We start from the raw sequence: 22,232 nt of genomic DNA on the forward strand, positions 1-22,232 counted from the left end.
AGGATTGCCCGCTCTCTGCTCCGCCAGGAGGAAAGGCCTTGAAAGACCTACTGAATTTGCTGAAAAACCAGGGTCAAGTCGAAGAGTTCGACGCCATCCGTATCGGATTGGCATCGCCTGAGATGATCCGTTCGTGGTCGTTCGGTGAAGTTAAAAAGCCGGAAACCATCAACTACCGTACGTTCAAACCTGAGCGTGACGGCCTGTTCTGCGCCAAGATCTTTGGCCCGGTAAAGGATTACGAGTGCCTGTGCGGTAAGTACAAGCGCTTGAAGCACCGTGGTGTGATCTGCGAGAAGTGCGGCGTTGAAGTCGCGCTGGCAAAAGTTCGTCGTGAGCGCATGGCGCACATCGAACTGGCCTCGCCAGTTGCCCACATCTGGTTCCTGAAGTCGCTGCCGTCGCGTATCGGCTTGCTGATGGACATGACCCTGCGTGATATCGAGCGCGTTCTCTACTTCGAGAGCTACGTCGTTATCGATCCAGGCATGACCACCCTTGAAAAAGGTCAGCTGCTCAACGACGAGCAGTACTTCGAAGCGCTGGAAGAGTTCGGCGACGATTTCGATGCCCGCATGGGTGCCGAAGCTGTCCGTGAACTGCTGCACGCGATCGACCTGGAACACGAGATTGGCCGTCTGCGTGAAGAAATTCCGCAAACCAACTCCGAAACCAAGATCAAGAAGCTGTCCAAGCGTCTGAAGTTGATGGAAGCCTTCCAGGGTTCCGGCAACCTGCCAGAGTGGATGGTGCTGACCGTTCTGCCGGTTCTGCCGCCAGATCTGCGTCCGCTGGTCCCGCTGGATGGTGGTCGCTTCGCGACTTCCGACCTCAACGATCTGTATCGTCGAGTGATCAACCGTAACAACCGCTTGAAGCGCTTGCTTGATCTGTCCGCTCCGGACATCATCGTGCGCAACGAAAAGCGTATGTTGCAGGAAGCCGTCGACGCACTGCTCGACAACGGTCGTCGTGGCCGTGCTATCACCGGTTCCAACAAGCGTCCTCTGAAATCCCTGGCTGACATGATCAAGGGTAAGCAGGGTCGTTTCCGTCAGAACTTGCTCGGTAAGCGTGTTGACTACTCCGGTCGTTCGGTAATTACCGTAGGTCCGACCCTGCGTCTGCACCAGTGCGGTCTTCCGAAGAAGATGGCTCTGGAGCTGTTCAAGCCGTTCATTTTCGGCAAGCTTGAAATGCGTGGTCTCGCTACCACCATCAAGGCTGCCAAGAAGATGGTCGAGCGCGAGCTCCCAGAGGTTTGGGACGTTCTTGCTGAAGTGATTCGCGAACACCCGGTTCTTCTCAACCGTGCACCGACCCTTCACCGTCTGGGTATCCAGGCGTTTGAACCGGTACTGATCGAAGGTAAGGCTATCCAGCTGCACCCTCTGGTCTGTGCTGCGTACAACGCCGACTTCGACGGTGACCAAATGGCCGTGCACGTACCGCTGACGCTGGAAGCCCAGCTCGAAGCGCGTGCGTTGATGATGTCGACCAACAACATTCTGTCGCCAGCCAACGGTGAGCCAATCATCGTTCCGTCGCAGGACGTTGTATTGGGTCTGTACTACATGACTCGTGAAGCGATCAACGCCAAGGGCGAAGGTCGTGTGTTCGCGGATCTGCAGGAAGTTGACCGTGTGTTCCGTGCCGGCGAAGCCGCACTGCACGCCAAGGTCAAAGTCCGGATCAACGAAACCGTCAACGACCGTGATGGCGGCAGCGTGAGCAATACCCGTATTGTCGACACCACTGTCGGCCGCGCTCTGTTGTTCCAGGTTGTGCCAAAAGGTCTGTCGTACGACGTCGTCAACCTGCCGATGAAGAAAAAGGCAATCTCCAAGCTGATCAACCAGTGCTACCGCGTGGTTGGTTTGAAAGAGACTGTGATCTTCGCTGACCAGTTGATGTACACCGGTTTTGCTTATTCGACCATTTCCGGCGTTTCCATCGGTGTTAACGACTTCGTTATCCCGGATGAAAAAGCCCGCATCATCAATGCTGCTACTGATGAAGTGAAAGAGATCGAAAGCCAGTACGCCTCCGGCCTGGTAACCCAGGGCGAGAAGTACAACAAAGTGATCGACCTTTGGTCCAAGGCGAACGACGAAGTTTCCAAGGCGATGATGGCCAACCTCTCGAAAGAGAAAGTCATCGACCGTCATGGCGTCGAAGTCGACCAGGAATCTTTCAACTCGATGTACATGATGGCCGACTCGGGTGCGCGGGGTTCCGCAGCACAGATTCGTCAGCTGGCCGGTATGCGTGGCCTGATGGCCAAGCCGGACGGTTCCATCATTGAAACGCCGATTACTGCGAACTTCCGTGAAGGCTTGAGCGTACTTCAGTACTTCATCTCCACTCACGGTGCTCGTAAGGGTCTGGCGGATACCGCGTTGAAAACGGCGAACTCGGGTTACCTGACTCGTCGTCTGGTAGACGTGGCGCAGGATCTGGTTGTAACCGAGATCGATTGCGGCACCGAACACGGTCTGCTGATGACTCCGCACATTGAAGGCGGTGACGTTGTAGAGCCGCTGGGTGAGCGCGTATTGGGTCGAGTTATCGCCCGTGACGTATTCAAGCCAGGTACCGAGGACGTCATCGTTCCTGCCGGCACCCTGGTAGACGAGAAGTGGGTCGAGTTCATCGAGCTGAACAGCATCGACGAAGTGATCGTGCGTTCGCCGATCAGCTGCGAAACCCGCTTCGGTATTTGCGCCAAGTGCTACGGCCGTGACCTGGCTCGTGGTCACCAGGTGAACATCGGTGAAGCGGTCGGCGTTATCGCCGCCCAGTCCATCGGTGAGCCGGGTACCCAGCTGACCATGCGTACGTTCCACATCGGTGGTGCGGCAAGCCGGACCTCCGCAGCCGACAGCGTTCAGGTGAAGAATGGCGGTACCGTCCGTCTGCATAACCTGAAGCACGTTGAGCGAGTGGATGGTTGCCTGGTTGCAGTGTCCCGTTCCGGTGAATTGGCGATCGCTGACGACTTCGGTCGTGAGCGCGAGCGTTACAAGCTGCCATACGGTGCTGTGATTTCGGTTAAAGAAGGTGACAAGGTCGAAGCTGGCGCTATCGTGGCCAAGTGGGATCCGCACACTCACCCAATCGTTACCGAAATGAAAGGTACCGTGACCTACGTGGGCATGGAAGAAGGCATCACGATCAAGCGTCAGACTGACGAATTGACCGGTATGACCAACATTGAAGTACTCGACGCCAAAGATCGTCCAGCTGCCGGCAAGGACATCCGTCCTGCCGTTAAGATGGTCGACGACAACGGCAAGGATCTGTTGCTGCCAGGGACTGACGTTATTGCTCAGTACTTCCTGCCAGCCAACGCCCTCGTCGGTGTGGCGGATGGTGCGAAGATCGCGATCGGTGATGTTATCGCTCGTATCCCGCAAGAAACTTCGAAGACCCGTGACATCACCGGTGGTCTGCCGCGTGTTGCCGACTTGTTCGAAGCTCGTCGTCCGAAAGAAGCGTCGATTCTGGCTGAAGTCAGCGGCACCATCGCGTTCGGTAAAGAGACCAAAGGCAAGCGCCGTTTGGTTATTACCCCGAACGACGGTAGCGATCCGTATGAAGAGCTGATTCCAAAGTGGCGTCACCTGAACGTGTTCGAAGGCGAACAGGTAAACCGCGGCGAAGTTATCTCCGATGGTCCAAGCGATCCACACGACATCCTGCGTCTGCTGGGTGTGAGTGCGCTGGCCAAGTACATTGTTAACGAGATCCAGGACGTTTATCGTCTGCAAGGCGTGAAGATCAACGACAAGCACATCGAGACCATCCTGCGTCAGATGCTGCGTAAAGTTGAAATCGCTGAATCCGGCGATTCCAGTTTCATCAAGGGCGACCAGATGGAATTGACTCACGTATTGGTAGAGAACGAACGTTTGAGCGGCGAAGACAAATTTGTCTCCAAGTTCACTCGCGTTCTGCTGGGTATCACCAAGGCGTCGTTGTCCACCGAATCGTTCATCTCGGCGGCTTCCTTCCAGGAAACCACTCGCGTACTGACCGAGGCGGCGGTAACCGGCAAGCGCGATTACCTGCGCGGCCTGAAAGAAAACGTGGTCGTGGGTCGTCTGATCCCGGCTGGTACCGGCCTGGCCTATCACAGCGAGCGTAAGCGCCGCCGTGATGCTGACAAGCCGTTGCGCGTAAGCGCCAGTGAAGTGGAAGCTGCACTGACCGAAGCGCTGAACTCGAGCGGTAACTGAGTTCTGCGGTAAATGAGCGTAAGGCCCTGGTCGCTCCGTTCATCGAATCGAGACAATTTGTCGAGGTTGGATGAGGGGAGAGGTCGGGGCCTTGCCTTGACTGGGGGCAAGATCCTCTTTAGACTCTTGTACCCCTAAATTTGGCGGGAATTCGTTCCTGCCATTTTGCTTTTCTTGCAAGACAATAGCGTCGCAAGACAACAGTGGAGCTAGTAGATGGCAACTATCAACCAGCTGGTACGTCAGCCGCGTAAGCGTATCGTCGAGAAATCCGACGTGCCTGCGCTGCAGAACTGCCCGCAACGCCGTGGCGTGTGCACCCGTGTGTACACCACCACGCCGAAAAAACCTAACTCGGCACTGCGTAAAGTATGCCGTGTGCGTCTGACCAACGGTTTCGAGGTTTCCTCGTACATCGGCGGTGAAGGCCACAACCTGCAAGAGCACAGCGTGGTACTGATCCGCGGCGGTCGTGTAAAAGACTTGCCAGGTGTTCGTTACCACACCGTACGCGGCTCCTTGGATACTTCCGGCGTTAAAGGTCGTAACCAGGGTCGTTCGAAGTACGGTACCAAGAAGCCTAAGTAGTAGCGGCTTTTTGTAAAAACTGATTTTCTATTTTTCTGAGTCGATAAGAGTAAGGTCGGAGGCGTCCCTTGATGGGCACCGATTCCGAGCGAACCTGAAGACCGTTTGAGGGCTTATCCATGCCAAGAAGACGCGTAGCAGCCAAGCGCGAAGTGCTTGACGATCCAAAATACGGAAGCCAAATTCTGGCCAAGTTCATGAACCACGTGATGGAAAGCGGCAAGAAAGCCGTTGCCGAGCGTATCGTTTATGGCGCGCTGGAAAAGGTTAAAGAACGCAAGAACAGCGACCCCCTGGAAATCTTCGAGAAAGCTCTCGACGCCATCGCTCCGCTGGTCGAAGTGAAGTCGCGCCGTGTAGGCGGTGCTACTTACCAGGTTCCGGTTGAAGTTCGTCCGTCCCGTCGTAACGCTCTGGCAATGCGCTGGTTGGTAGACTTCGCCCGTAAGCGCGGCGAGAAGTCTATGGCTCTGCGTTTGGCTGGCGAATTGCTGGACGCTGCCGAAGGTAAAGGTGCTGCAGTTAAGAAGCGTGAAGACGTGCACCGTATGGCTGAAGCTAACAAAGCTTTCTCGCACTACCGCTTCTAATTTTTGCGTCACTAATTTTGCGAGGGCTTTATGGCTCGTACTACACCGATTAATCGCTACCGTAACATTGGTATCGTTGCTCACGTGGATGCTGGTAAAACCACCACCACCGAGCGCGTCCTTTTTTACACTGGCAAAAGCCACAAGATGGGCGAGGTGCATGACGGCGCCGCGACCACGGACTGGATGGTTCAGGAGCAGGAGCGTGGTATTACCATTACTTCTGCTGCTATTACCGCTTTCTGGCAGGGTTCTGCGAAGCAGCACAAAGACAACTACCGTTTCAACGTCATTGACACCCCGGGCCACGTAGACTTCACCATTGAAGTTGAGCGTTCCCTGCGTGTACTCGACGGCGCGGTCGTTGTGTTCTGTGGTACTTCCGGTGTTGAGCCTCAGTCCGAAACCGTATGGCGTCAAGCCAACAAGTACGGTGTTCCACGTATCGTTTACGTGAACAAAATGGACCGTGCTGGTGCGAACTTCCTGCGCGTGATCGCTCAGATCAAACAGCGTCTGGGTCACACCCCGGTGCCAATCCAGTTGGCTATCGGTTCCGAAGACAACTTCCAGGGTCAGATCGATCTGATGACCATGGAAGCGGTTTACTGGAACGATGCTGACAAAGGCATGACTCCACGTCGTGAGGCTATCCCTGCTGAGCTGCAGGAATTGGCTGAAGAGTGGCGCAGCAACATGGTTGAGGCTGCGGCTGAAGCCAGCGAAGAGCTGATGAACAAGTACCTGGAGGGTGAAGAGCTCACCATCGAGGAAATCAAGACCGCTCTGCGTCAGCGTACTATCGCTGGTGAGATCGTTCTTGCTGTTTGCGGTTCTTCCTTCAAGAACAAGGGCGTTCCCCTGGTTCTCGACGCCGTTATCGACTACCTGCCTGCTCCAAGCGACATTCCTGCCATCAAGGGTACAGACCCGGATGACGAGGAAAAGCAAATGGAGCGTCATGCAGACGACAACGAGCCGTTCTCGGCTCTGGCGTTCAAGATCGCTACCGACCCATTCGTGGGTACTTTGACCTTCGTCCGCGTTTACTCGGGCGTGTTGGCCTCCGGCGACGGCGTGATCAACTCGGTCAAGGGCAAGAAAGAGCGCGTGGGTCGTATGGTGCAGATGCACGCAAACGCCCGTGAAGAGATCAAGGAAGTGCGCGCTGGCGACATCGCGGCCCTGATCGGCATGAAGGACGTCACCACTGGTGAAACCTTGTGCAACGCTGATAAGCCAATCATCCTGGTTCGCATGGACTTCCCGGAGCCGGTTATTTCGGTTGCCGTAGAGCCTAAGACCAAGGATGACCAGGAAAAAATGGGTATCGCTCTGGGCAAGCTTGCTCAGGAAGACCCGTCTTTCCGCGTCAAAACTGATGAAGAGACTGGTCAAACGATCATCTCTGGCATGGGCGAGCTGCACCTGGACATCCTGGTTGACCGGATGCGCCGTGAGTTCAACGTCGAAGCCAACATCGGTAAGCCTCAGGTTTCCTATCGTGAGCGCATCACGAAGAGCTGCGAAATCGAAGGCAAGTTCGTTCGTCAGTCCGGCGGTCGTGGCCAGTTCGGTCATTGCTGGATTCGTTTTGCTCCTGCTGACGAAGGTCAGGAAGGTCTGCAATTCCTGAACGAAGTGGTAGGTGGTGTGGTTCCTAAGGAATACATCCCGGCAATCCAGAAGGGTATCGAAGAGCAGATGAAGAACGGCGTTGTTGCCGGCTATCCGCTGATCGGCCTGAAGGCTACCGTGTTCGATGGTTCTTACCACGACGTCGACTCGAACGAGATGGCGTTTAAGGTGGCAGCTTCCATGGCGACCAAGCAACTGGCCCAGAAGGGCGGTGGTGAGTTGCTTGAGCCGATCATGGCGGTTGAGGTTGTTACGCCTGAAGACTATATGGGTGACGTGATGGGCGACCTCAATCGTCGTCGCGGCATGATTTTGGGTATGGAAGATACGGTCTCCGGCAAAGTAATTCGTGCTGAAGTTCCGTTGGGCGAGATGTTCGGTTATGCGACCGACGTTCGTTCCATGTCCCAGGGTCGCGCAAGCTACTCTATGGAATTCAAAAAATACAATACAGCTCCGTCGCACATCGTCGAAACTGTAACCAAAAAACAAGGCTGATTCAGCCCCTTTAGGCTAGGAGTTAATTGTCGTGGCTAAAGAAAAATTTGATCGTTCCCTTCCGCACGTCAACGTTGGCACCATCGGTCACGTTGACCATGGTAAAACCACTCTGACCGCAGCTCTGACTCGCGTTTGCTCCGAAGTTTTCGGTTCCGCAATCGTTGATTTCGATAAAATCGACAGCGCGCCAGAAGAAAAAGCTCGTGGTATCACCATCAACACCGCGCACGTCGAGTACAACTCGAAGATCCGTCACTACGCTCACGTTGACTGCCCAGGTCACGCTGACTACGTGAAGAACATGATCACCGGTGCTGCCCAGATGGACGGCGCGATCCTGGTTTGCTCGGCCGCTGATGGTCCGATGCCACAAACCCGTGAGCACATCCTGCTGTCCCGTCAGGTAGGCGTTCCGTACATCGTGGTTTTCCTGAACAAGGCTGACCTGGTAGACGATGCTGAGCTGCTGGAACTGGTCGAGATGGAAGTTCGCGACCTGCTGTCCACCTACGACTTCCCGGGCGATGACACTCCAATCATCATCGGTTCGGCTCGTATGGCGCTGGAAGGCAAAGACGACAACGAAATGGGCACCACTGCCGTTCGTAAACTGGTTGAAACTCTGGACAGCTACATCCCAGAACCAGAGCGTGCTATCGACAAGCCATTCCTGATGCCAATCGAAGACGTATTCTCGATCTCGGGTCGTGGTACTGTTGTGACTGGTCGTATCGAGCGCGGTATCGTTCGCGTTCAAGATGCACTGGAAATCGTTGGTCTGCGTGACACCACCACCACCACCTGCACCGGTGTTGAAATGTTCCGCAAGCTGCTCGACGAAGGTCGTGCTGGCGAGAACTGCGGCGTTCTGCTGCGTGGTACCAAGCGTGACGACGTTGAGCGTGGCCAGGTTCTGGTTAAGCCAGGTTCGGTTAAGCCGCACACCAAGTTCACCGCAGAAGTTTACGTTCTGAGCAAGGAAGAAGGCGGTCGTCACACTCCGTTCTTCAAAGGCTACCGTCCACAGTTCTACTTCCGTACTACTGACGTGACTGGTAACTGCCAGCTGCCAGAAGGCGTTGAAATGGTAATGCCAGGTGATAACATCCAGATGGAAGTTACCCTGATCAAGACCATCGCAATGGAAGACGGCCTGCGTTTCGCTATCCGTGAAGGCGGTCGTACCGTCGGCGCTGGCGTCGTAGCCAAAATCATCGAGTAAGCGTCTCTTTTGAGATAGCTTCGATGCTTTGAAAAAGCCTCCGCTCAGCGGGGGCTTTTTTATTGGGTTGACACCTATCTGGGGCGTCTATAGAATTGCGCCTCCTTTTAACGGGCGTATTGCGCTCGGTGGGAATAGCAGCCGGAGTCTGAAATCCAATGCAAAATCAGCAAATCCGTATCAGGTTGAAGGCTTTCGACCATCGCCTGATCGACCAATCAACCCAGGAAATCGTGGAAACCGCGAAACGTACTGGTGCTCAAGTGCGTGGTCCAATTCCACTGCCTACCCGTAAAGAGCGGTTCACCGTTCTGGTCTCCCCGCACGTCAACAAAGACGCGCGTGACCAGTACGAGATCCGCACTCATAAGCGCGTTCTGGACATCGTCCAGCCAACGGATAAAACCGTTGATGCTCTTATGAAGCTTGATCTTGCGGCCGGTGTGGAAGTGCAGATCAGCCTCGGCTAAGACTCGGTCTTAGTCGTGTAACGCTCTGAAATGGGCGGCCATAGCGGGTGAAAGCCCCGTACACTCATGAGGTTTACAACATGACTATTGGTGTAGTCGGTCGTAAATGCGGTATGACCCGTATTTTCACCGAAGAAGGTGTCTCCATTCCGGTCACGGTCATTGAGATCGAGCCGAATCGCGTCACCCAGTTCAAAACTGAAGAGACCGATGGCTATCGTGCAGTGCAAGTCACTGTCGGCGAGCGTCGTGCTTCGCGTGTAACAGCAGCTCAGGCTGGCCACTTCGCTAAAGCGAACGTTGCCGCTGGTCGTACCGTAATGGAATTCCGCCTTGAAGAAGGCGAGTACCAGGCCGGCGATCTGATCAACGCTGAAATCTTCGCCGCTGGTCAACTGGTTGATGTAACCGGTCAGTCCAAGGGTAAAGGCTTCCAGGGTACGATCAAGCGTTGGAATTTCCGCGGGCAAGATAATACCCACGGTAACTCCGTATCCCACCGCGTTCCAGGCTCTATCGGCCAGTGCCAGACTCCTGGTCGTGTATTCAAGGGCAAAAAAATGTCCGGTCATATGGGCGCTGAGCGCGTGACCGTGCAGTCCCTCGAAGTAGTGCGCGTGGACGCTGAACGCAATCTGTTGTTGGTCAAGGGCGCTGTTCCTGGCGCTACTGGCGGCAACTTGGTTGTACGTCCAGCAGCCAAGGCTCGCGGTTAAGGGGAAGCTGACATGCAATTAAATGTAAATGACGCTCAAGCGATCGAAGTTTCCGAACTGACATTTGGCGGCGAATTCAACGAGACGCTGGTTCACCAAGCAGTCGTGGCCTACATGGCCGGCGGCCGTCAAGGTAGCAAGCAGCAAAAGACCCGTTCCGACGTTCGTGGTGGCGGTAAGCGCCCTTGGCGTCAGAAAGGTACTGGCCGTGCTCGTGCCGGTACTATCCGTAGCCCAATCTGGCGTGGCGGCGGTACCACTTTCGCAGCTCGTCCTCAGGATCACTCCCAGAAGCTGAACAAGAAGATGTATCGCGCAGCAATGCGTTCCATCCTTGCTGAGCTGGTGCGTACTGATCGTCTGGTTGTGGTTCAGGATTTCGCCGTTGAAACGCCGAAAACCAAAGACCTGCTGGGCAAGCTGAACAACATGAGCCTGACCGACGTTTTGATCGTGTCGGACGCTGTTGATCAGAACCTGTACCTGGCTGCTCGTAACCTGCCACACGTTGATGTACGTGACGTGCAAGGTTCCGATCCAGTTAGTCTGATCGCATACGACAAGGTGTTGATCACCGTGTCGGCCGTGAAGAAATTCGAGGAGCTGCTGGGATGAACCAGGAACGCGTATTTAAAGTTCTGCTTGGCCCGCACGTTTCCGAGAAGGCTACGGTTCTGGCAGACAAGAAAGGCCAGTTCGTTTTCAAGGTTGCTACTGACGCAACCAAGCTGGAAATCAAGAAGGCCGTCGAAAGCCTGTTCAGCGTGAAAGTAGAGCGTGTTACTACCCTGAACGTTCTGGGTAAGAGCAAGCGCACTGCTCGCGGTCTGGGCAAGCGTAATGACTGGAAGAAGGCAGTTATCTCCCTTCAACCAGGCCAAGATCTCGATTTCAGCAGCAGTGCTGAGTAAGGAAGGGGTGCATCATGGCAATCGTTAAATGCAAACCGACTTCCCCTGGCCGCCGTTTTGTGGTCAAGGTGGTCAACCAGGAGCTGCATAAAGGCGCTCCTCACGCACCGCTGCTCGAGAAGAAATCGAAGACTGGTGGTCGTAACAACAATGGCCGTATTACCACTCGTCACATCGGTGGTGGTCATAAGCAGCATTATCGTCTGGTCGACTTCCGTCGCAACGACAAAGATGGCATCGCTGCCACTGTCGAGCGTATCGAATACGATCCAAACCGTACTGCTCACATCGCTCTGCTGCTGTACGCAGATGGCGAGCGTCGCTACATCATCGCCCCTAAAGGCGTGAGCGCTGGCGACCAGCTGATCGCAGGTGCTTTGGCGCCGATCAAGCCGGGCAACGCTCTGCAACTGCGCAACATTCCAGTTGGTAGCACCGTACACGGCATCGAATTGAAGCCAGGTAAAGGCGCACAGATCGCTCGTTCCGCTGGTGCTTCGGCTCAGCTGATCGCTCGTGAAGGTGTGTACGTTACCCTGCGTCTGCGTTCCGGTGAGATGCGTAAAGTTCTGGCTGAATGCCGTGCGACCCTGGGCGAAGTCTCGAACTCCGAGCACAGCCTGCGTTCGCTGGGTAAAGCTGGTGCCAAACGCTGGCGTGGCGTTCGCCCAACCGTTCGTGGTGTTGCCATGAACCCGGTTGACCACCCACATGGTGGTGGTGAAGGTCGTACCTCTGGTGGTCGTCATCCGGTATCGCCATGGGGCTTCCCGACTAAGGGCGCGAAGACTCGTGGTAATAAGCGTACCGACAAAATGATCGTCCGTCGTCGCAAGTAAATAGAGGGATACGACAGTGCCACGTTCTCTGAAAAAAGGTCCTTTTATCGATCTTCACCTACTGAAGAAGATCGAAGTGGCGGCGGAAAAGAACGATCGCAAGCCGGTGAAAACCTGGTCGCGTCGTTCGATGATCCTGCCACAAATGGTCGGTTTGACCATCGCAGTACACAACGGTCGCCAGCACGTCCCAGTTCTCGTGAACGAAGACATGGTCGGCCACAAACTGGGCGAGTTCGCCGGTACCCGCACTTATCGCGGGCACGTGGCAGACAAGAAAGCCAAGCGTTAAGGGGTTAGGAAATGGAAGTAGCCGCTAAGTTGTCGGGCGCTCGAATCTCCGCCCAGAAAGCCCGCTTGGTCGCCGACCAGATCCGCGGGAAGAAGGTGGGCGAAGCGCTCAACCTGTTGGCTTTCAGCAGTAAGAAAGCCGCCGAGATCATGAAGAAAGTGCTGGAGTCGGCCGTAGCCAACGCCGAGCATAACGAAGGCGCAGACGTTGATGACCTCAAGGTCAGCACCGTTTTCGTCAACGAAGGGCGTTCGCTGAAGCGCATCATGCCACGTGCCAAAGGCCGTGCTGATCGCATCGTCAAGCGGTCTTGCCATATCACTGTCAAGGTTGCTGACAAGTAACGGAGTCGAAGAGATGGGTCAGAAAGTACATCCCATTGGCATTCGCCTGGGAATCGTCAAGGAGCACACCTCCGTCTGGTACGCAGACGGTCGGACTTATGCGGACTATTTGCTCGCAGATCTGAAGGTGCGTGAGTATCTCCAAGACAAACTAAAAAGCGCGTCCGTAAGCCGTATCGATATCCATCGTCCGGCCCAAACTGCACGTATCACCATCCACACCGCTCGTCCAGGTATCGTTATCGGGAAGAAAGGTGAAGATGTTGAGAAACTGCGTCAGGACCTGACCAAGCAAATGGGTGTGCCTGTGCACATCAATATCGAAGAGATCCGCAAGCCGGAGCTCGACGGTATGCTGGTTGCGCAGAGCGTAGCTCAGCAGCTGGAGCGTCGTGTAATGTTCCGTCGCGCTATGAAGCGCGCTGTACAGAACGCCATGCGCATTGGTGCCAAAGGCATCAAAATCCAAGTGAGCGGTCGTCTCGGCGGTGCTGAAATCGCACGTACTGAATGGTATCGCGAAGGTCGTGTGCCACTGCACACCCTGCGTGCCGACATCGACTATGCCAACTACGAAGCTCACACCACTTACGGTGTGATCGGTGTAAAGGTTTGGATCTTCAAAGGCGAAGTAATTGGTGGTCGCCAAGAAGAACTGAAACCACAAGCACCAGCGCCTCGTAAAAAAGCTGCTAAGTAAGGGGTACGCCAAATGTTGCAACCAAAGCGTACGAAGTTCCGCAAGCAAATGACTGGTCACAACCGTGGCCTGGCATTGCGCGGTAGCAAAGTCAGCTTCGGCGAGTTCGCGCTGAAGTCTGTTGCTCGTGGTCGTCTCACCGCTCGTCAGATCGAGTCAGCGCGTCGTGCACTGACCCGTCACGTAAAACGTGGCGGCAAGATCTGGATCCGTGTATTCCCGGACAAGCCTATTTCCAAGAAGCCACTCGAAGTTCGGATGGGTAAAGGTAAGGGTAACGTCGAATACTGGGTTGCCCAGATTCAGCCAGGCAAAGTCCTGTATGAAATCGAGGGTGTTTCTGAAGAGCTGGCGCGTGAGGCTTTCGCCCTGGCTGCTGCAAAGCTGCCGCTCGCCACCTCCTTTGTTAAACGGACGGTGATGTGATGAAAGCGAATGAACTTCGTGAAAAATCCGCACAGCAGCTGAACGAGCAACTGCTCGGCTTGCTGCGCGACCAGTTCAATCTGCGTATGCAGAAAGCAACTGGCCAGTTGGGGCAGTCTCATCTGCTCTCGCAAGTTAAGCGTGACATCGCTCGCGTGAAGACTGTGCTCAACCAGCAGGCAGGTAAGTAATCATGGCTGAAGCCGAAAAAACTGTCCGTACGCTGACTGGCCGTGTTGTCAGCGACAAGATGGACAAAACCATCACCGTTCTGATCGAGCGTCGCGTTAAGCACCCGATCTACGGTAAATACGTTAAGCGTTCGACTAAGCTGCACGCGCACGACGAAACCAATCAGTGCCACATCGGCGACAAAGTCACTATTCGTGAAACTCGTCCTTTGGCCAAGACCAAGTCTTGGGCGCTGGTTGATGTTCTCGAACGCGCTGTGGAAGTCTAAGGACTAGGGGTCGGAGAAATTATATGATTCAGACTCAATCCATGCTCGATGTGGCCGATAACAGCGGCGCTCGCCGTGTTATGTGCATCAAGGTGCTGGGTGGCTCCCATCGTCGTTACGCTGGTATCGGTGACATCATCAAAGTTACCGTCAAGGAAGCAATTCCTCGCGGTAAAGTGAAAAAAGGCCAAGTGATGACTGCTGTTGTAGTCCGCACTCGTCACGGCGTACGCCGTGCTGATGGCTCCATTATCCGCTTTGATGGCAACGCTGCTGTTCTTCTGAACAACAAGCAAGAGCCGATCGGCACCCGTATCTTTGGGCCAGTGACCCGTGAACTTCGTACTGAGAAGTTCATGAAGATCGTCTCGCTCGCCCCAGAAGTGCTGTAAGGAGATCCGACATGCAAAAGATTCGTCGTGACGACGAGATCATCGTGATCGCCGGCAAAGACAAAGGTAAGCGCGGTAAGGTGCTTAAGGTTCTCGCTAACAACCGTCTGGTTATTGGTGGTCTGAACCTGGTCAAGCGTCATACCAAGCCTAACCCGATGTCGGGCGTGCAGGGCGGTATCGTCGAAAAAGAAGCTCCACTGGATGCTTCTAACGTCGCCATTTTCAACAGCGAAACCAACAAGGCTGACCGCGTTGGTTTCAAAGTAGAAGACGGCAAGAAAATTCGTGTCTTCAAGTCGACCCAAAAAGCGGTTGATGCTTGAACACTGCTAGGTAGATGAGACCATGGCACGACTAAAAGAGATTTACCGGAAGGAAATTGCTCCGAAACTTAAGGAAGAACTTAAGCTTTCGAACGTGATGGAAGTTCCGCGCGTTACCAAAATCACCCTGAACATGGGTCTGGGCGAAGCGATCGGCGACAAAAAAGTCATCGAGCACGCTGTTGCTGACCTGGAAAAGATCACCGGCCAGAAAGTCGTTGTGACCTACGCTCGGAAATCCATCGCTGGCTTTAAAGTCCGTGAAGGTTGGCCGATCGGCGTCAAAGTGACCCTGCGCCGTGAGCGTATGTACGAGTTCCTGGATCGTCTGCTGTCGATCTCCCTGCCTCGGGTTCGCGACTTCCGCGGCCTGAATGCCAAGTCCTTCGATGGTCGTGGTAACTACAGCATGGGCGTGAAAGAGCAGATCATCTTCCCGGAAATCGACTACGACAAGATCGATGCTCTCCGCGGTCTGGACATCACCCTGACCACCACTGCCAAGAACGATGATGAAGGCCGCGCTCTGCTGCGTGCGTTCAAATTCCCGTTCCGCAACTGATTGGAGTAGGACCATGGCCAAGATGAGCATGAAAAACCGCGAGCTGAAGCGTCAGCTCACGGTTGCCAAGTACGCCAAAAAGCGTGCAGCACTGAAAGCTATCATCGTTGATCTGAACGCAAGTCCAGAAGCGCGTTGGGAAGCTACAGTAGCTCTGCAGAAGCAGCCACGTGACGCAAGCGCTTCGCGCATGCGTAACCGCTGCCGCCTGACCGGTCGTCCACACGGCGTTTACCGCAAGTTCGGCCTCGGCCGTAACAAACTGCGTGAAGCTGCCATGCGTGGTGACGTACCGGGTCTGGTTAAAGCCAGCTGGTAAGTACTGTCAAAGTCTCGGTGTCCAGGATCGAAAGATCCTGACCACCGGTGGCCTTGAATCTGAAACAAGCCCCTTTTGGGGCTTGTTTCATTTCCGGAGTGTGTCTAGAATACCCGGCTCGCCTGAGCCCGTGTTTTTCATGCTCGGAGATTCTCGGCGACACGTAATAGCCGCAAGGCTAATTTTTTTGTATTAGGAGCGTCTAGCCCATGAGTATGCAGGACCCGTTAGCGGACATGCTAACTCGTATCCGTAATGCCCAGATGGCTGAAAAGTCCGTCGTAAGCATGCCATCTTCCACGTTGAAGGTAGCTGTTGCCAAAGTCCTGAAGGACGAAGGTTACATTGCGGGTTATCAGATCAGCAGCGAAATCAAACCACTGCTGTCCATCGAGCTGAAGTACTTCGAAGGCCGTCCGGTTATCGAAGAAGTGAAGCGCGTTAGCCGTCCAGGCCTGCGTCAGTACAAGTCCGTCGATGATCTGCCAAAAGTTCGTGGCGGTCTCGGTGTGTCTATCGTCTCCACCAACAAGGGTGTGATGACTGATCGTGCTGCGCGCGCTGCCGGTGTCGGCGGCGAAGTTCTTTGCACTGTGTTCTAAGGGGGGATAAGCATGTCTCGCGTCGCTAAGAACCCCGTTAAGCTGCCAGCCGGTGTCGAAGTAAAATTCGCAGGCCAACAGCTTTCGGTGAAGGGTGCCAAGGGCACTCTTGAACTGAACATCCATTCGTCCGTTGAGATCGTTGAAGAAGCCGGTGAGTTGCGTTTCGCTGCTCGCAATGGCGATCAACAAACTCGCGCAATGGCTGGTACCACTCGTGCGTTGGTAAACAACATGGTCCAAGGCGTAAGCCAAGGCTTCGAGCGCAAGCTCCAGCTGGTCGGTGTTGGTTACAAAGCGCAAGCAAAAGGCACAGTGCTGAACCTGGCTCTTGGCTTCTCGCATCCAGTGGATTACGAACTGCCGGAAGGCATCACCGCTGAGACTCCTAGCCAGACCGATATCCTGATCAAGGGCATCGACAAGCAGCTGGTAGGTCAAGTGGCCGCCGAGATCCGCGACTTCCGTCCACCAGAGCCGTACAAAGGCAAAGGTGTGCGCTACGCGGACGAAGTCGTCCGTCGTAAAGAAGCCAAGAAGAAGTAGGGCATAGCAAATGACCGACAAAAAAGTTACTCGACTGCGTCGCGCTCGCAAAGCACGCCTGAAAATGCACGAACTCGAAGTCGTGCGTCTCTGCGTGTTCCGCTCTTCGCAGCACATCTACGCCCAGGTCATTTCGGCCGACGGCAGCAAAGTCCTGGCAAGCGCCTCGACTTTGGATAAAGAACTGCGTGATGGTGCCACCGGCAACATCGACGCGGCCACTAAGGTTGGCCAGCTGGTCGCTACGCGTGCTAAGGCCGCTGGCGTCTCGCAAGTGGCTTTCGACCGCTCTGGCTTCAAGTACCACGGCCGCGTTAAAGCGCTGGCTGATGCTGCTCGTGAAGCTGGGCTGGAGTTCTAAGTTATGTCAAATAACGACCAAAAGCGCGACGAAGGCTACATTGAGAAGCTGGTTCAAGTTAACCGCGTAGCCAAAACCGTTAAAGGCGGCCGTATCTTCACTTTCACCGCGTTGACCGTGGTTGGTGATGGTAAAGGCCGTGTTGGCTTCGGCCGTGGCAAGTCGCGTGAAGTGCCTGCTGCGATCCAGAAGGCAATGGAAGCTGCTCGCCGCAACATGATCCAAGTTGATCTGAACGGCACCACTCTGCAGTACGCAATGAAGTCCGCTCACGGCGCTTCGAAGGTGTACATGCAGCCTGCTTCTGAAGGTACCGGTATCATCGCTGGCGGCGCTATGCGTGCTGTCCTCGAAGTTGCTGGCGTTCAGAACGTTCTGGCCAAGTGCTACGGCTCGACTAACCCGGTAAACGTGGTTCACGCCACTTTCAAAGGTTTGAAGGCTATGCAGTCTCCTGAATCCATTGCCGCCAAGCGTGGCAAAAGCGTCAAGGAGATCTTCTGATCATGGCTACCGTTAAAGTTACGCTGATCAAAAGCATGACCGGCCGCATCCCTAACCACAAACTGTGCGTTAAGGGTCTTGGTCTGCGTCGCATCGGTCACACTGTAGAAGTCCTGGATACTCCCGAGAATCGCGGGATGATCAACAAGGCTTACTACATGCTGCGTGTCGAGGGTTAATCGATGAAACTCAATGATCTGAGTCCAGCGCCGGGTTCCCGTCGCGAAAAGCATCGTCCGGGCCGTGGTATCGGTAGCGGTTTGGGTAAGACCGGTGGCCGTGGCCACAAAGGTCAGACCTCCCGCTCCGGTGGCACCATTGCTCCAGGCTTTGAAGGCGGTCAACAGCCGCTGCATCGTCGCCTGCCGAAGTTCGGTTTCGTTTCCCTGAAAGCCATGGATCGCGCAGAAGTGCGTTTGTCCGAGCTGGCTAAAGTGGAAGGCGACATCGTCACCGTGCAGTCCCTGAAAGATGCCAACGTGATCAACGTCAACGTACAGCGTGTGAAAATCATGCTGTCCGGTGAAGTGACTCGCGCTGTCACTATCGGCAAGGGAATCGGCGCCACCAAAGGTGCGCGTGCGGCTATCGAAGCAGCTGGCGGCAAGTTCGAGGAATAAATGGCTAAGCAAGGTGCTCTCTCTGCGCTCGGCAAAGGCGGTATGTCTGAACTCTGGGCTCGTCTGCGTTTTCTGTTCCTGGCGATTATCGTCTACCGAATAGGCGCACACATCCCGGTTCCAGGTATCAACCCGGACCGACTCGCGGACCTGTTTCGACAGAATGAGGGGACCATTCTTAGCTTGTTCAACATGTTTTCCGGCGGCGCGCTGGAGCGGATGAGCATCTTTGCACTGGGGATCATGCCGTACATTTCGGCATCGATCATCATGCAATTGATGACCGCCGTCAGCCCGCAGCTGGAGCAGTTGAAGAAGGAAGGTGAAGCTGGCCGTCGCAAGATCAGCCAGTACACCCGCTACGGCACTGTCGTTCTCGCTCTCGTTCAGGCTATTGGCATGTCCATTGGTCTGGCGGGGCAGGGCGTTGCGTTCACTGGTGACTTTGGCTTCCATTTCGTCGCGGTAACCACATTTGTGGCTGGTGCGATGTTTATGATGTGGCTGGGTGAGCAGATTACTGAGCGTGGTGTTGGCAACGGTATCTCGATGTTGATTTTTTCGGGTATCGTCGCCGGTCTTCCGAGAGCGATCGGGCAGTCTTTCGAGTCTGCACGTCAGGGCGATATCAACATCTTCGCCTTGGTTGCCATCGGTTTGCTGGCAGTAGCGATTATCGGTTTCGTGGTGTTCATTGAGCGTGGTCAGCGTCGTATTGCTGTTCACTACGCCAAGCGTCAGCAGGGCCGCAAGGTCTTCGCTGCGCAGACTAGCCACTTGCCGCTGAAGGTGAACATGGCCGGTGTTATTCCGGCTATTTTCGCGAGCAGCATTTTGCTGTTCCCGGCTTCGTTGGGTGCCTGGTTCGGTCAGTCTGAAGGTATGGGCTGGTTGCAGGACATCTCGCAGTCGATCGCTCCTGGTCAGCCGTTGAATATTCTGCTGTTTAGTGCAGGGATTATTTTCTTCTGCTTCTTCTATACGGCGTTGATGTTCAATCCGAAAGACGTAGCGGAAAACCTGAAGAAGTCCGGTGCCTTTATTCCGGGCATCCGTCCAGGTGAGCAGTCTGCGCGCTACATTGACGGCGTTCTGACTCGCTTGACCATGTTCGGTGCTCTTTACATGACGGCCGTGTGCCTGTTGCCCCAGTTCCTGGTGGTCGCAGCCAACGTTCCGTTCTACCTTGGCGGGACCTCGTTGCTGATCGTCGTCGTGGTTGTGATGGACTTCATGTCCCAAGTACAATCGCACCTCGTTTCGCACCAGTACGAATCCCTGATGAAGAAAGCCAACCTGAAGGGTTACGGCAGCGGCATGTTGCGCTGAGTACCCATAAGGTTCGAGGAGTTGGTGATGAAAGTTCGTGCATCGGTGAAAAAGCTGTGCCGTAACTGCAAGATTATTCGCCGCGAAGGTGTTGTTCGAGTAATTTGCAGCGCGGAACCGCGTCACAAACAGCGCCAAGGCTGAGTGTGATTGTGCTTCAAGCCCGGTAGCTAGTGCGCTACCGGGTTGATTATTTGTTATTACAGCGATATTATCTCGCGCCCTATTTCTTGGCTTCCGGGGCGTAGGTAGCTGTCAATTGGAGTCCCACTGAATGGCCCGTATTGCAGGCGTTAACATTCCAGATAACAAGCATACTGTTATCTCGCTGACCTACATCTATGGTGTTGGTCGCACTACTGCACAGAAAATTTGTGCAGAGACTGGGGTAAACCCAGCAGCAAAGATCAAAGATCTGAGCGACGAGCAAATTGAACAGCTGCGTGGCGAAGTGGCGAAGTTCACCACTGAAGGTGACCTGCGTCGCGAAATCAACATGAAAATCAAGCGCTTGATGGACCTCGGTTGCTATCGCGGTCTGCGTCATCGTCGCGGTCTTCCAGTACGCGGTCAGCGTACCAAGACCAACGCGCGTACCCGTAAAGGTCCGCGTAAGCCGATCCGCAAGTAATCGCCCCAGCGAATCGACAGGAATTTAATCATGGCAAAACCTGCTGCTCGTCCTCGTAAAAAAGTTAAAAAGACAGTGGTTGATGGCATCGCCCACATCCATGCATCTTTTAACAACACCATCGTGACCATTACCGACCGTCAAGGTAACGCTCTTTCCTGGGCTACCTCCGGTGGTTCGGGTTTCCGCGGTTCCCGCAAGTCCACCCCGTTTGCTGCTCAAGTAGCTGCTGAACGTGCTGGTCAAGCTGCGCTGGAATACGGCCTGAAAAACCTCGACGTCAATGTCAAAGGTCCAGGTCCAGGTCGTGAATCCGCAGTCCGCGCTTTGAACGGCTGTGGCTACAAGATCGCCAGCATCACCGACGTGACGCCAATCCCGCACAACGGGTGCCGTCCGCCGAAGAAGCGCCGCGTGTAATCCAGGAGATTGTAAAGAATGGCTCGTTACATTGGTCCAAAATGCAAACTCGCTCGTCGCGAAGGCACCGATCTCTTCCTGAAGAGCGGCGTGCGCGCGATCGAATCGAAGTGCAACATTGAAGCAGCACCTGGTATCCACGGCCAACGCCGCGGTCGCCAGTCCGACTACGGCACCCAACTGCGTGAAAAGCAGAAGGTCCGTCGTATCTACGGCGTTCTCGAGCGTCAATTCAGCGGCTACTACAAAGAAGCTGCTGGCAAGAAAGGTGCAACCGGTGAAAACCTGCTGCAACTGCTCGAATGCCGTCTGGACAACGTTGTATACCGTATGGGCTTTGGTTCGACTCGTGCCGAATCCCGTCAGCTGGTATCGCACAAGTCGATCAGCGTAAACGGTCAGACCGTTAACGTACCGTCCTACCAGGTTCGTGCTGGTGACGTGGTTGCTGTTCGCGAGAAAGCAAAAAATCAACTTCGCATTGTCCAAGCTCTCGATCTGTGTGCCCAACGTGGCCGCGTAGAATGGGTAGAAGTAGACACTGAGAAGAAGTCGGGCGTTTTCAAGAACGTTCCAGCTCGCAGTGATCTGTCCGCCGACATCAACGAAAGCCTGATTGTCGAGCTCTACTCCAAGTAAGGGCTAGAAAATAGGTGCATCCATGCAGATTTCGGTAAATGAGTTCCTGACACCCCGTCACATTGACGTGCAGGTTGTCAGTCCAACCCGCGCCAAGATCACTCTCGAGCCTCTCGAGCGTGGCTTTGGCCATACCCTGGGCAACGCGCTGCGCCGCATCCTGTTGTCCTCAATGCCCGGCTGTGCAGTAGTCGAGGCCGAGATTGACGGTGTGCTCCACGAGTACAGCGCCATCGAAGGTGTACAGGAAGACGTAATTGAAATCCTGTTGAACCTTAAAGGTCTGGCTATCAAGCTGCACGGTCGTGACGAAGTTACGCTGACCTTGTCGAAGAAGGGTTCGGGGGTGGTTACCGCTGCCGATATTCAGCTGGATCATGATGTCGAGATCGTTAATCCCGATCACGTAATCGCTAACCTGGCGTCTAACGGCGCCCTGAACATGAAGCTAGTAGTAGCTCGTGGTCGTGGTTATGAACCGGCAGACTCGCGTCAGAGCGATGAAGACGAAAGCCGCAGCATCGGTCGCTTGCAGCTTGACTCTTCGTTCAGCCCGGTTCGCCGTATCGCATACGTGGTGGAAAACGCCCGTGTCGAGCAGCGTACTAACCTGGACAAGCTGGTTATTGATCTGGAAACCAACGGTACCCTGGATCCTGAAGAGGCTATCCGTCGCGCTGCAACCATTCTGCAACAGCAGTTGGCTGCGTTCGTCGACCTCAAAGGTGACAGTGAACCAGTGGTTGTCGAGCAGGAAGACGAGATCGATCCGATCCTGCTTCGCCCGGTTGACGATCTGGAACTGACTGTACGTTCGGCTAACTGCCTTAAGGCGGAAAACATCTACTACATCGGCGACCTGATTCAGCGTACCGAAGTAGAGCTGTTGAAGACTCCGAACCTGGGCAAGAAATCCTTGACTGAAATCAAGGACGTTCTGGCCTCCCGCGGTCTGTCCCTCGGCATGCGCCTCGACAACTGGCCGCCTGCAAGTCTTAAGAAGGACGACAAGGCGACTGCCTGATCGTCGTAATCACCGAACGTAG

General features: G+C 54.8%; 32 protein-coding genes. All 32 read left to right on the forward strand.

From position 1 onward, the window contains the following. Positions 1-38: 38 nt before the first annotated feature. The 32 genes from rpoC (at position 39) to rpoA (ending at position 22,210) form a co-directional block, all read left to right on the forward strand. On the forward strand, positions 39-4,238 hold the full coding sequence (gene rpoC, locus CKW15_RS21295; RefSeq protein WP_053162834.1) for a DNA-directed RNA polymerase subunit beta': 4,200 nt from the start codon (positions 39-41) through the stop codon (positions 4,236-4,238). Positions 4,239-4,454: 216 nt separating this feature from the next. Next, positions 4,455-4,826 carry a 30S ribosomal protein S12 gene (gene rpsL, locus CKW15_RS21300; protein WP_002555494.1) on the forward strand — a complete coding sequence of 124 codons (372 nt, stop codon included), beginning with the start codon at positions 4,455-4,457 and terminating at the stop codon, positions 4,824-4,826. A gap of 119 nt (positions 4,827-4,945) precedes the next feature. Beyond that, positions 4,946-5,416 carry a 30S ribosomal protein S7 gene (gene rpsG / locus CKW15_RS21305; protein WP_002555493.1) on the forward strand — a complete coding sequence of 157 codons (471 nt, stop codon included), beginning with the start codon at positions 4,946-4,948 and terminating at the stop codon, positions 5,414-5,416. Between the two features lie 30 nt (positions 5,417-5,446). Beyond that, positions 5,447-7,552, forward strand: a complete 2,106-nt coding sequence (fusA, locus tag CKW15_RS21310) for an elongation factor G (protein WP_095059510.1) — start codon at positions 5,447-5,449, stop codon at positions 7,550-7,552. 31 nt (positions 7,553-7,583) lie between these two features. After that, positions 7,584-8,777 carry an elongation factor Tu gene (tuf, locus tag CKW15_RS21315; RefSeq protein WP_008053875.1) on the forward strand — a complete coding sequence of 398 codons (1,194 nt, stop codon included), beginning with the start codon at positions 7,584-7,586 and terminating at the stop codon, positions 8,775-8,777. 158 nt (positions 8,778-8,935) lie between these two features. Then, positions 8,936-9,247, forward strand: a complete 312-nt coding sequence (gene rpsJ, locus CKW15_RS21320) for a 30S ribosomal protein S10 (protein ID WP_003186070.1) — start codon at positions 8,936-8,938, stop codon at positions 9,245-9,247. An 80-nt stretch (positions 9,248-9,327) separates the two neighbouring features. Next, positions 9,328-9,963 carry a 50S ribosomal protein L3 gene (gene rplC / locus CKW15_RS21325; RefSeq protein WP_003186059.1) on the forward strand — a complete coding sequence of 212 codons (636 nt, stop codon included), beginning with the start codon at positions 9,328-9,330 and terminating at the stop codon, positions 9,961-9,963. A 12-nt stretch (positions 9,964-9,975) separates the two neighbouring features. Beyond that, positions 9,976-10,578, forward strand: coding sequence for a 50S ribosomal protein L4 (rplD, locus tag CKW15_RS21330; protein WP_003228735.1), 603 nt, complete (start codon positions 9,976-9,978; stop codon positions 10,576-10,578). Further along, on the forward strand, positions 10,575-10,874 hold the full coding sequence (rplW, locus tag CKW15_RS21335) for a 50S ribosomal protein L23 (RefSeq protein ID WP_002555488.1): 300 nt from the start codon (positions 10,575-10,577) through the stop codon (positions 10,872-10,874). Before rplD ends, rplW begins: the two co-directional genes overlap by 4 nt. 14 nt (positions 10,875-10,888) lie before the next feature. Beyond that, complete coding sequence (gene rplB / locus CKW15_RS21340) at positions 10,889-11,713, forward strand: 50S ribosomal protein L2 (protein WP_003210080.1); 825 nt, start codon at positions 10,889-10,891, stop codon at positions 11,711-11,713. A 16-nt stretch (positions 11,714-11,729) separates the two neighbouring features. After that, complete coding sequence (gene rpsS / locus CKW15_RS21345; protein ID WP_002555486.1) at positions 11,730-12,005, forward strand: 30S ribosomal protein S19; 276 nt, start codon at positions 11,730-11,732, stop codon at positions 12,003-12,005. An 11-nt stretch (positions 12,006-12,016) separates the two neighbouring features. Beyond that, on the forward strand, positions 12,017-12,349 hold the full coding sequence (rplV, locus tag CKW15_RS21350) for a 50S ribosomal protein L22 (protein WP_003103908.1): 333 nt from the start codon (positions 12,017-12,019) through the stop codon (positions 12,347-12,349). 13 nt (positions 12,350-12,362) lie between these two features. Then, the gene (gene rpsC, locus CKW15_RS21355) at positions 12,363-13,049 is read left to right on the forward strand and encodes a 30S ribosomal protein S3 (RefSeq protein ID WP_008065719.1); all 687 of its coding nucleotides are present in this window, start codon (positions 12,363-12,365) and stop codon (positions 13,047-13,049) included. Positions 13,050-13,061: 12 nt separating this feature from the next. Continuing rightward, positions 13,062-13,475: a 50S ribosomal protein L16 gene (gene rplP, locus CKW15_RS21360; RefSeq protein ID WP_003228729.1), complete on the forward strand. Its 414-nt coding sequence runs from the start codon at positions 13,062-13,064 to the stop codon at positions 13,473-13,475. Continuing rightward, positions 13,475-13,666 (forward strand): 50S ribosomal protein L29, encoded by a 192-nt coding sequence (rpmC, locus tag CKW15_RS21365; protein ID WP_002555481.1) that lies wholly within the window; start codon positions 13,475-13,477, stop codon positions 13,664-13,666. The genes rplP and rpmC overlap by 1 nt, the downstream gene beginning before the upstream one ends. A gap of 2 nt (positions 13,667-13,668) precedes the next feature. Further along, positions 13,669-13,935 carry a 30S ribosomal protein S17 gene (rpsQ, locus tag CKW15_RS21370; RefSeq protein ID WP_003176419.1) on the forward strand — a complete coding sequence of 89 codons (267 nt, stop codon included), beginning with the start codon at positions 13,669-13,671 and terminating at the stop codon, positions 13,933-13,935. 23 nt (positions 13,936-13,958) lie between these two features. After that, positions 13,959-14,327: a 50S ribosomal protein L14 gene (gene rplN, locus CKW15_RS21375; protein ID WP_002555479.1), complete on the forward strand. Its 369-nt coding sequence runs from the start codon at positions 13,959-13,961 to the stop codon at positions 14,325-14,327. A gap of 11 nt (positions 14,328-14,338) precedes the next feature. After that, positions 14,339-14,653, forward strand: coding sequence for a 50S ribosomal protein L24 (gene rplX, locus CKW15_RS21380; RefSeq protein ID WP_095059509.1), 315 nt, complete (start codon positions 14,339-14,341; stop codon positions 14,651-14,653). Positions 14,654-14,675: 22 nt separating this feature from the next. Then, positions 14,676-15,215 (forward strand): 50S ribosomal protein L5, encoded by a 540-nt coding sequence (gene rplE, locus CKW15_RS21385; protein ID WP_003210069.1) that lies wholly within the window; start codon positions 14,676-14,678, stop codon positions 15,213-15,215. Positions 15,216-15,228: 13 nt separating this feature from the next. Next, positions 15,229-15,534, forward strand: a complete 306-nt coding sequence (gene rpsN, locus CKW15_RS21390; RefSeq protein ID WP_003176414.1) for a 30S ribosomal protein S14 — start codon at positions 15,229-15,231, stop codon at positions 15,532-15,534. A gap of 209 nt (positions 15,535-15,743) precedes the next feature. Continuing rightward, positions 15,744-16,136: a 30S ribosomal protein S8 gene (rpsH, locus tag CKW15_RS21395; protein WP_003186040.1), complete on the forward strand. Its 393-nt coding sequence runs from the start codon at positions 15,744-15,746 to the stop codon at positions 16,134-16,136. Between the two features lie 12 nt (positions 16,137-16,148). After that, positions 16,149-16,682: a 50S ribosomal protein L6 gene (gene rplF / locus CKW15_RS21400; protein ID WP_003176412.1), complete on the forward strand. Its 534-nt coding sequence runs from the start codon at positions 16,149-16,151 to the stop codon at positions 16,680-16,682. 10 nt (positions 16,683-16,692) lie between these two features. Then, complete coding sequence (rplR, locus tag CKW15_RS21405) at positions 16,693-17,043, forward strand: 50S ribosomal protein L18 (RefSeq protein WP_053162831.1); 351 nt, start codon at positions 16,693-16,695, stop codon at positions 17,041-17,043. Between the two features lie 3 nt (positions 17,044-17,046). Then, on the forward strand, positions 17,047-17,547 hold the full coding sequence (gene rpsE, locus CKW15_RS21410; protein ID WP_003186035.1) for a 30S ribosomal protein S5: 501 nt from the start codon (positions 17,047-17,049) through the stop codon (positions 17,545-17,547). Between the two features lie 2 nt (positions 17,548-17,549). After that, a complete protein-coding gene (rpmD, locus tag CKW15_RS21415) occupies positions 17,550-17,726 on the forward strand; it encodes a 50S ribosomal protein L30 (protein ID WP_003186033.1) in 177 nt (58 codons plus the stop codon). 3 nt (positions 17,727-17,729) lie between these two features. Then, entirely contained in the window at positions 17,730-18,167 is a 438-nt protein-coding gene (gene rplO / locus CKW15_RS21420) for a 50S ribosomal protein L15 (RefSeq protein ID WP_003228720.1), read from the forward strand. Further along, positions 18,168-19,496 (forward strand): preprotein translocase subunit SecY, encoded by a 1,329-nt coding sequence (secY, locus tag CKW15_RS21425; RefSeq protein ID WP_042610655.1) that lies wholly within the window; start codon positions 18,168-18,170, stop codon positions 19,494-19,496. A 27-nt stretch (positions 19,497-19,523) separates the two neighbouring features. After that, positions 19,524-19,640, forward strand: coding sequence for a 50S ribosomal protein L36 (rpmJ, locus tag CKW15_RS21430; RefSeq protein WP_002555468.1), 117 nt, complete (start codon positions 19,524-19,526; stop codon positions 19,638-19,640). A gap of 130 nt (positions 19,641-19,770) precedes the next feature. Beyond that, a complete protein-coding gene (gene rpsM / locus CKW15_RS21435; protein ID WP_009045849.1) occupies positions 19,771-20,127 on the forward strand; it encodes a 30S ribosomal protein S13 in 357 nt (118 codons plus the stop codon). 30 nt (positions 20,128-20,157) lie between these two features. Further along, positions 20,158-20,547, forward strand: a complete 390-nt coding sequence (gene rpsK, locus CKW15_RS21440) for a 30S ribosomal protein S11 (protein WP_002555466.1) — start codon at positions 20,158-20,160, stop codon at positions 20,545-20,547. An 18-nt stretch (positions 20,548-20,565) separates the two neighbouring features. After that, a complete protein-coding gene (gene rpsD / locus CKW15_RS21445) occupies positions 20,566-21,186 on the forward strand; it encodes a 30S ribosomal protein S4 (protein ID WP_003176404.1) in 621 nt (206 codons plus the stop codon). A gap of 22 nt (positions 21,187-21,208) precedes the next feature. Beyond that, positions 21,209-22,210 (forward strand): DNA-directed RNA polymerase subunit alpha, encoded by a 1,002-nt coding sequence (gene rpoA / locus CKW15_RS21450; RefSeq protein ID WP_007970428.1) that lies wholly within the window; start codon positions 21,209-21,211, stop codon positions 22,208-22,210. The last annotated feature ends 22 nt before the right edge of the window (positions 22,211-22,232 follow it).

Origin of the sequence: Pseudomonas sp. Irchel s3b5 (assembly GCF_900187435.1) — a bacterium.
Taxonomy (GTDB): Bacteria; Pseudomonadota; Gammaproteobacteria; order Pseudomonadales; family Pseudomonadaceae; genus Aquipseudomonas.

What these genes read in the sequence shown, in the direction of transcription:
- rplE (WP_003210069.1), top strand. Translation starts at nt 14,676, where the DNA reads ATGGCACGACTAAAAGAGATTTACCGGAAGGAAATTGCTCCGAAACTT.
- rplN (WP_002555479.1), top strand. Translation starts at nt 13,959, where the DNA reads ATGATTCAGACTCAATCCATGCTCGATGTGGCCGATAACAGCGGCGCT.
- rplC (WP_003186059.1), top strand. Translation starts at nt 9,328, where the DNA reads ATGACTATTGGTGTAGTCGGTCGTAAATGCGGTATGACCCGTATTTTC.
- rpsG (WP_002555493.1), top strand. Translation starts at nt 4,946, where the DNA reads ATGCCAAGAAGACGCGTAGCAGCCAAGCGCGAAGTGCTTGACGATCCA.
- rpsJ (WP_003186070.1), top strand. Translation starts at nt 8,936, where the DNA reads ATGCAAAATCAGCAAATCCGTATCAGGTTGAAGGCTTTCGACCATCGC.
- rplW (WP_002555488.1), top strand. Translation starts at nt 10,575, where the DNA reads ATGAACCAGGAACGCGTATTTAAAGTTCTGCTTGGCCCGCACGTTTCC.
- secY (WP_042610655.1), top strand. Translation starts at nt 18,168, where the DNA reads ATGGCTAAGCAAGGTGCTCTCTCTGCGCTCGGCAAAGGCGGTATGTCT.
- rpmD (WP_003186033.1), top strand. Translation starts at nt 17,550, where the DNA reads ATGGCTACCGTTAAAGTTACGCTGATCAAAAGCATGACCGGCCGCATC.
- rpsQ (WP_003176419.1), top strand. Translation starts at nt 13,669, where the DNA reads ATGGCTGAAGCCGAAAAAACTGTCCGTACGCTGACTGGCCGTGTTGTC.
- rpsE (WP_003186035.1), top strand. Translation starts at nt 17,047, where the DNA reads ATGTCAAATAACGACCAAAAGCGCGACGAAGGCTACATTGAGAAGCTG.
- rpsC (WP_008065719.1), top strand. Translation starts at nt 12,363, where the DNA reads ATGGGTCAGAAAGTACATCCCATTGGCATTCGCCTGGGAATCGTCAAG.
- fusA (WP_095059510.1), top strand. Translation starts at nt 5,447, where the DNA reads ATGGCTCGTACTACACCGATTAATCGCTACCGTAACATTGGTATCGTT.
- rplF (WP_003176412.1), top strand. Translation starts at nt 16,149, where the DNA reads ATGTCTCGCGTCGCTAAGAACCCCGTTAAGCTGCCAGCCGGTGTCGAA.
- rpmC (WP_002555481.1), top strand. Translation starts at nt 13,475, where the DNA reads ATGAAAGCGAATGAACTTCGTGAAAAATCCGCACAGCAGCTGAACGAG.
- rplV (WP_003103908.1), top strand. Translation starts at nt 12,017, where the DNA reads ATGGAAGTAGCCGCTAAGTTGTCGGGCGCTCGAATCTCCGCCCAGAAA.
- rplO (WP_003228720.1), top strand. Translation starts at nt 17,730, where the DNA reads ATGAAACTCAATGATCTGAGTCCAGCGCCGGGTTCCCGTCGCGAAAAG.
- rpsN (WP_003176414.1), top strand. Translation starts at nt 15,229, where the DNA reads ATGGCCAAGATGAGCATGAAAAACCGCGAGCTGAAGCGTCAGCTCACG.
- rplD (WP_003228735.1), top strand. Translation starts at nt 9,976, where the DNA reads ATGCAATTAAATGTAAATGACGCTCAAGCGATCGAAGTTTCCGAACTG.
- rplB (WP_003210080.1), top strand. Translation starts at nt 10,889, where the DNA reads ATGGCAATCGTTAAATGCAAACCGACTTCCCCTGGCCGCCGTTTTGTG.
- rpsL (WP_002555494.1), top strand. Translation starts at nt 4,455, where the DNA reads ATGGCAACTATCAACCAGCTGGTACGTCAGCCGCGTAAGCGTATCGTC.
- rpsK (WP_002555466.1), top strand. Translation starts at nt 20,158, where the DNA reads ATGGCAAAACCTGCTGCTCGTCCTCGTAAAAAAGTTAAAAAGACAGTG.
- rpsH (WP_003186040.1), top strand. Translation starts at nt 15,744, where the DNA reads ATGAGTATGCAGGACCCGTTAGCGGACATGCTAACTCGTATCCGTAAT.
- rpmJ (WP_002555468.1), top strand. Translation starts at nt 19,524, where the DNA reads ATGAAAGTTCGTGCATCGGTGAAAAAGCTGTGCCGTAACTGCAAGATT.
- rplP (WP_003228729.1), top strand. Translation starts at nt 13,062, where the DNA reads ATGTTGCAACCAAAGCGTACGAAGTTCCGCAAGCAAATGACTGGTCAC.
- rpsM (WP_009045849.1), top strand. Translation starts at nt 19,771, where the DNA reads ATGGCCCGTATTGCAGGCGTTAACATTCCAGATAACAAGCATACTGTT.
- rplX (WP_095059509.1), top strand. Translation starts at nt 14,339, where the DNA reads ATGCAAAAGATTCGTCGTGACGACGAGATCATCGTGATCGCCGGCAAA.
- rplR (WP_053162831.1), top strand. Translation starts at nt 16,693, where the DNA reads ATGACCGACAAAAAAGTTACTCGACTGCGTCGCGCTCGCAAAGCACGC.
- rpoA (WP_007970428.1), top strand. Translation starts at nt 21,209, where the DNA reads ATGCAGATTTCGGTAAATGAGTTCCTGACACCCCGTCACATTGACGTG.
- rpsD (WP_003176404.1), top strand. Translation starts at nt 20,566, where the DNA reads ATGGCTCGTTACATTGGTCCAAAATGCAAACTCGCTCGTCGCGAAGGC.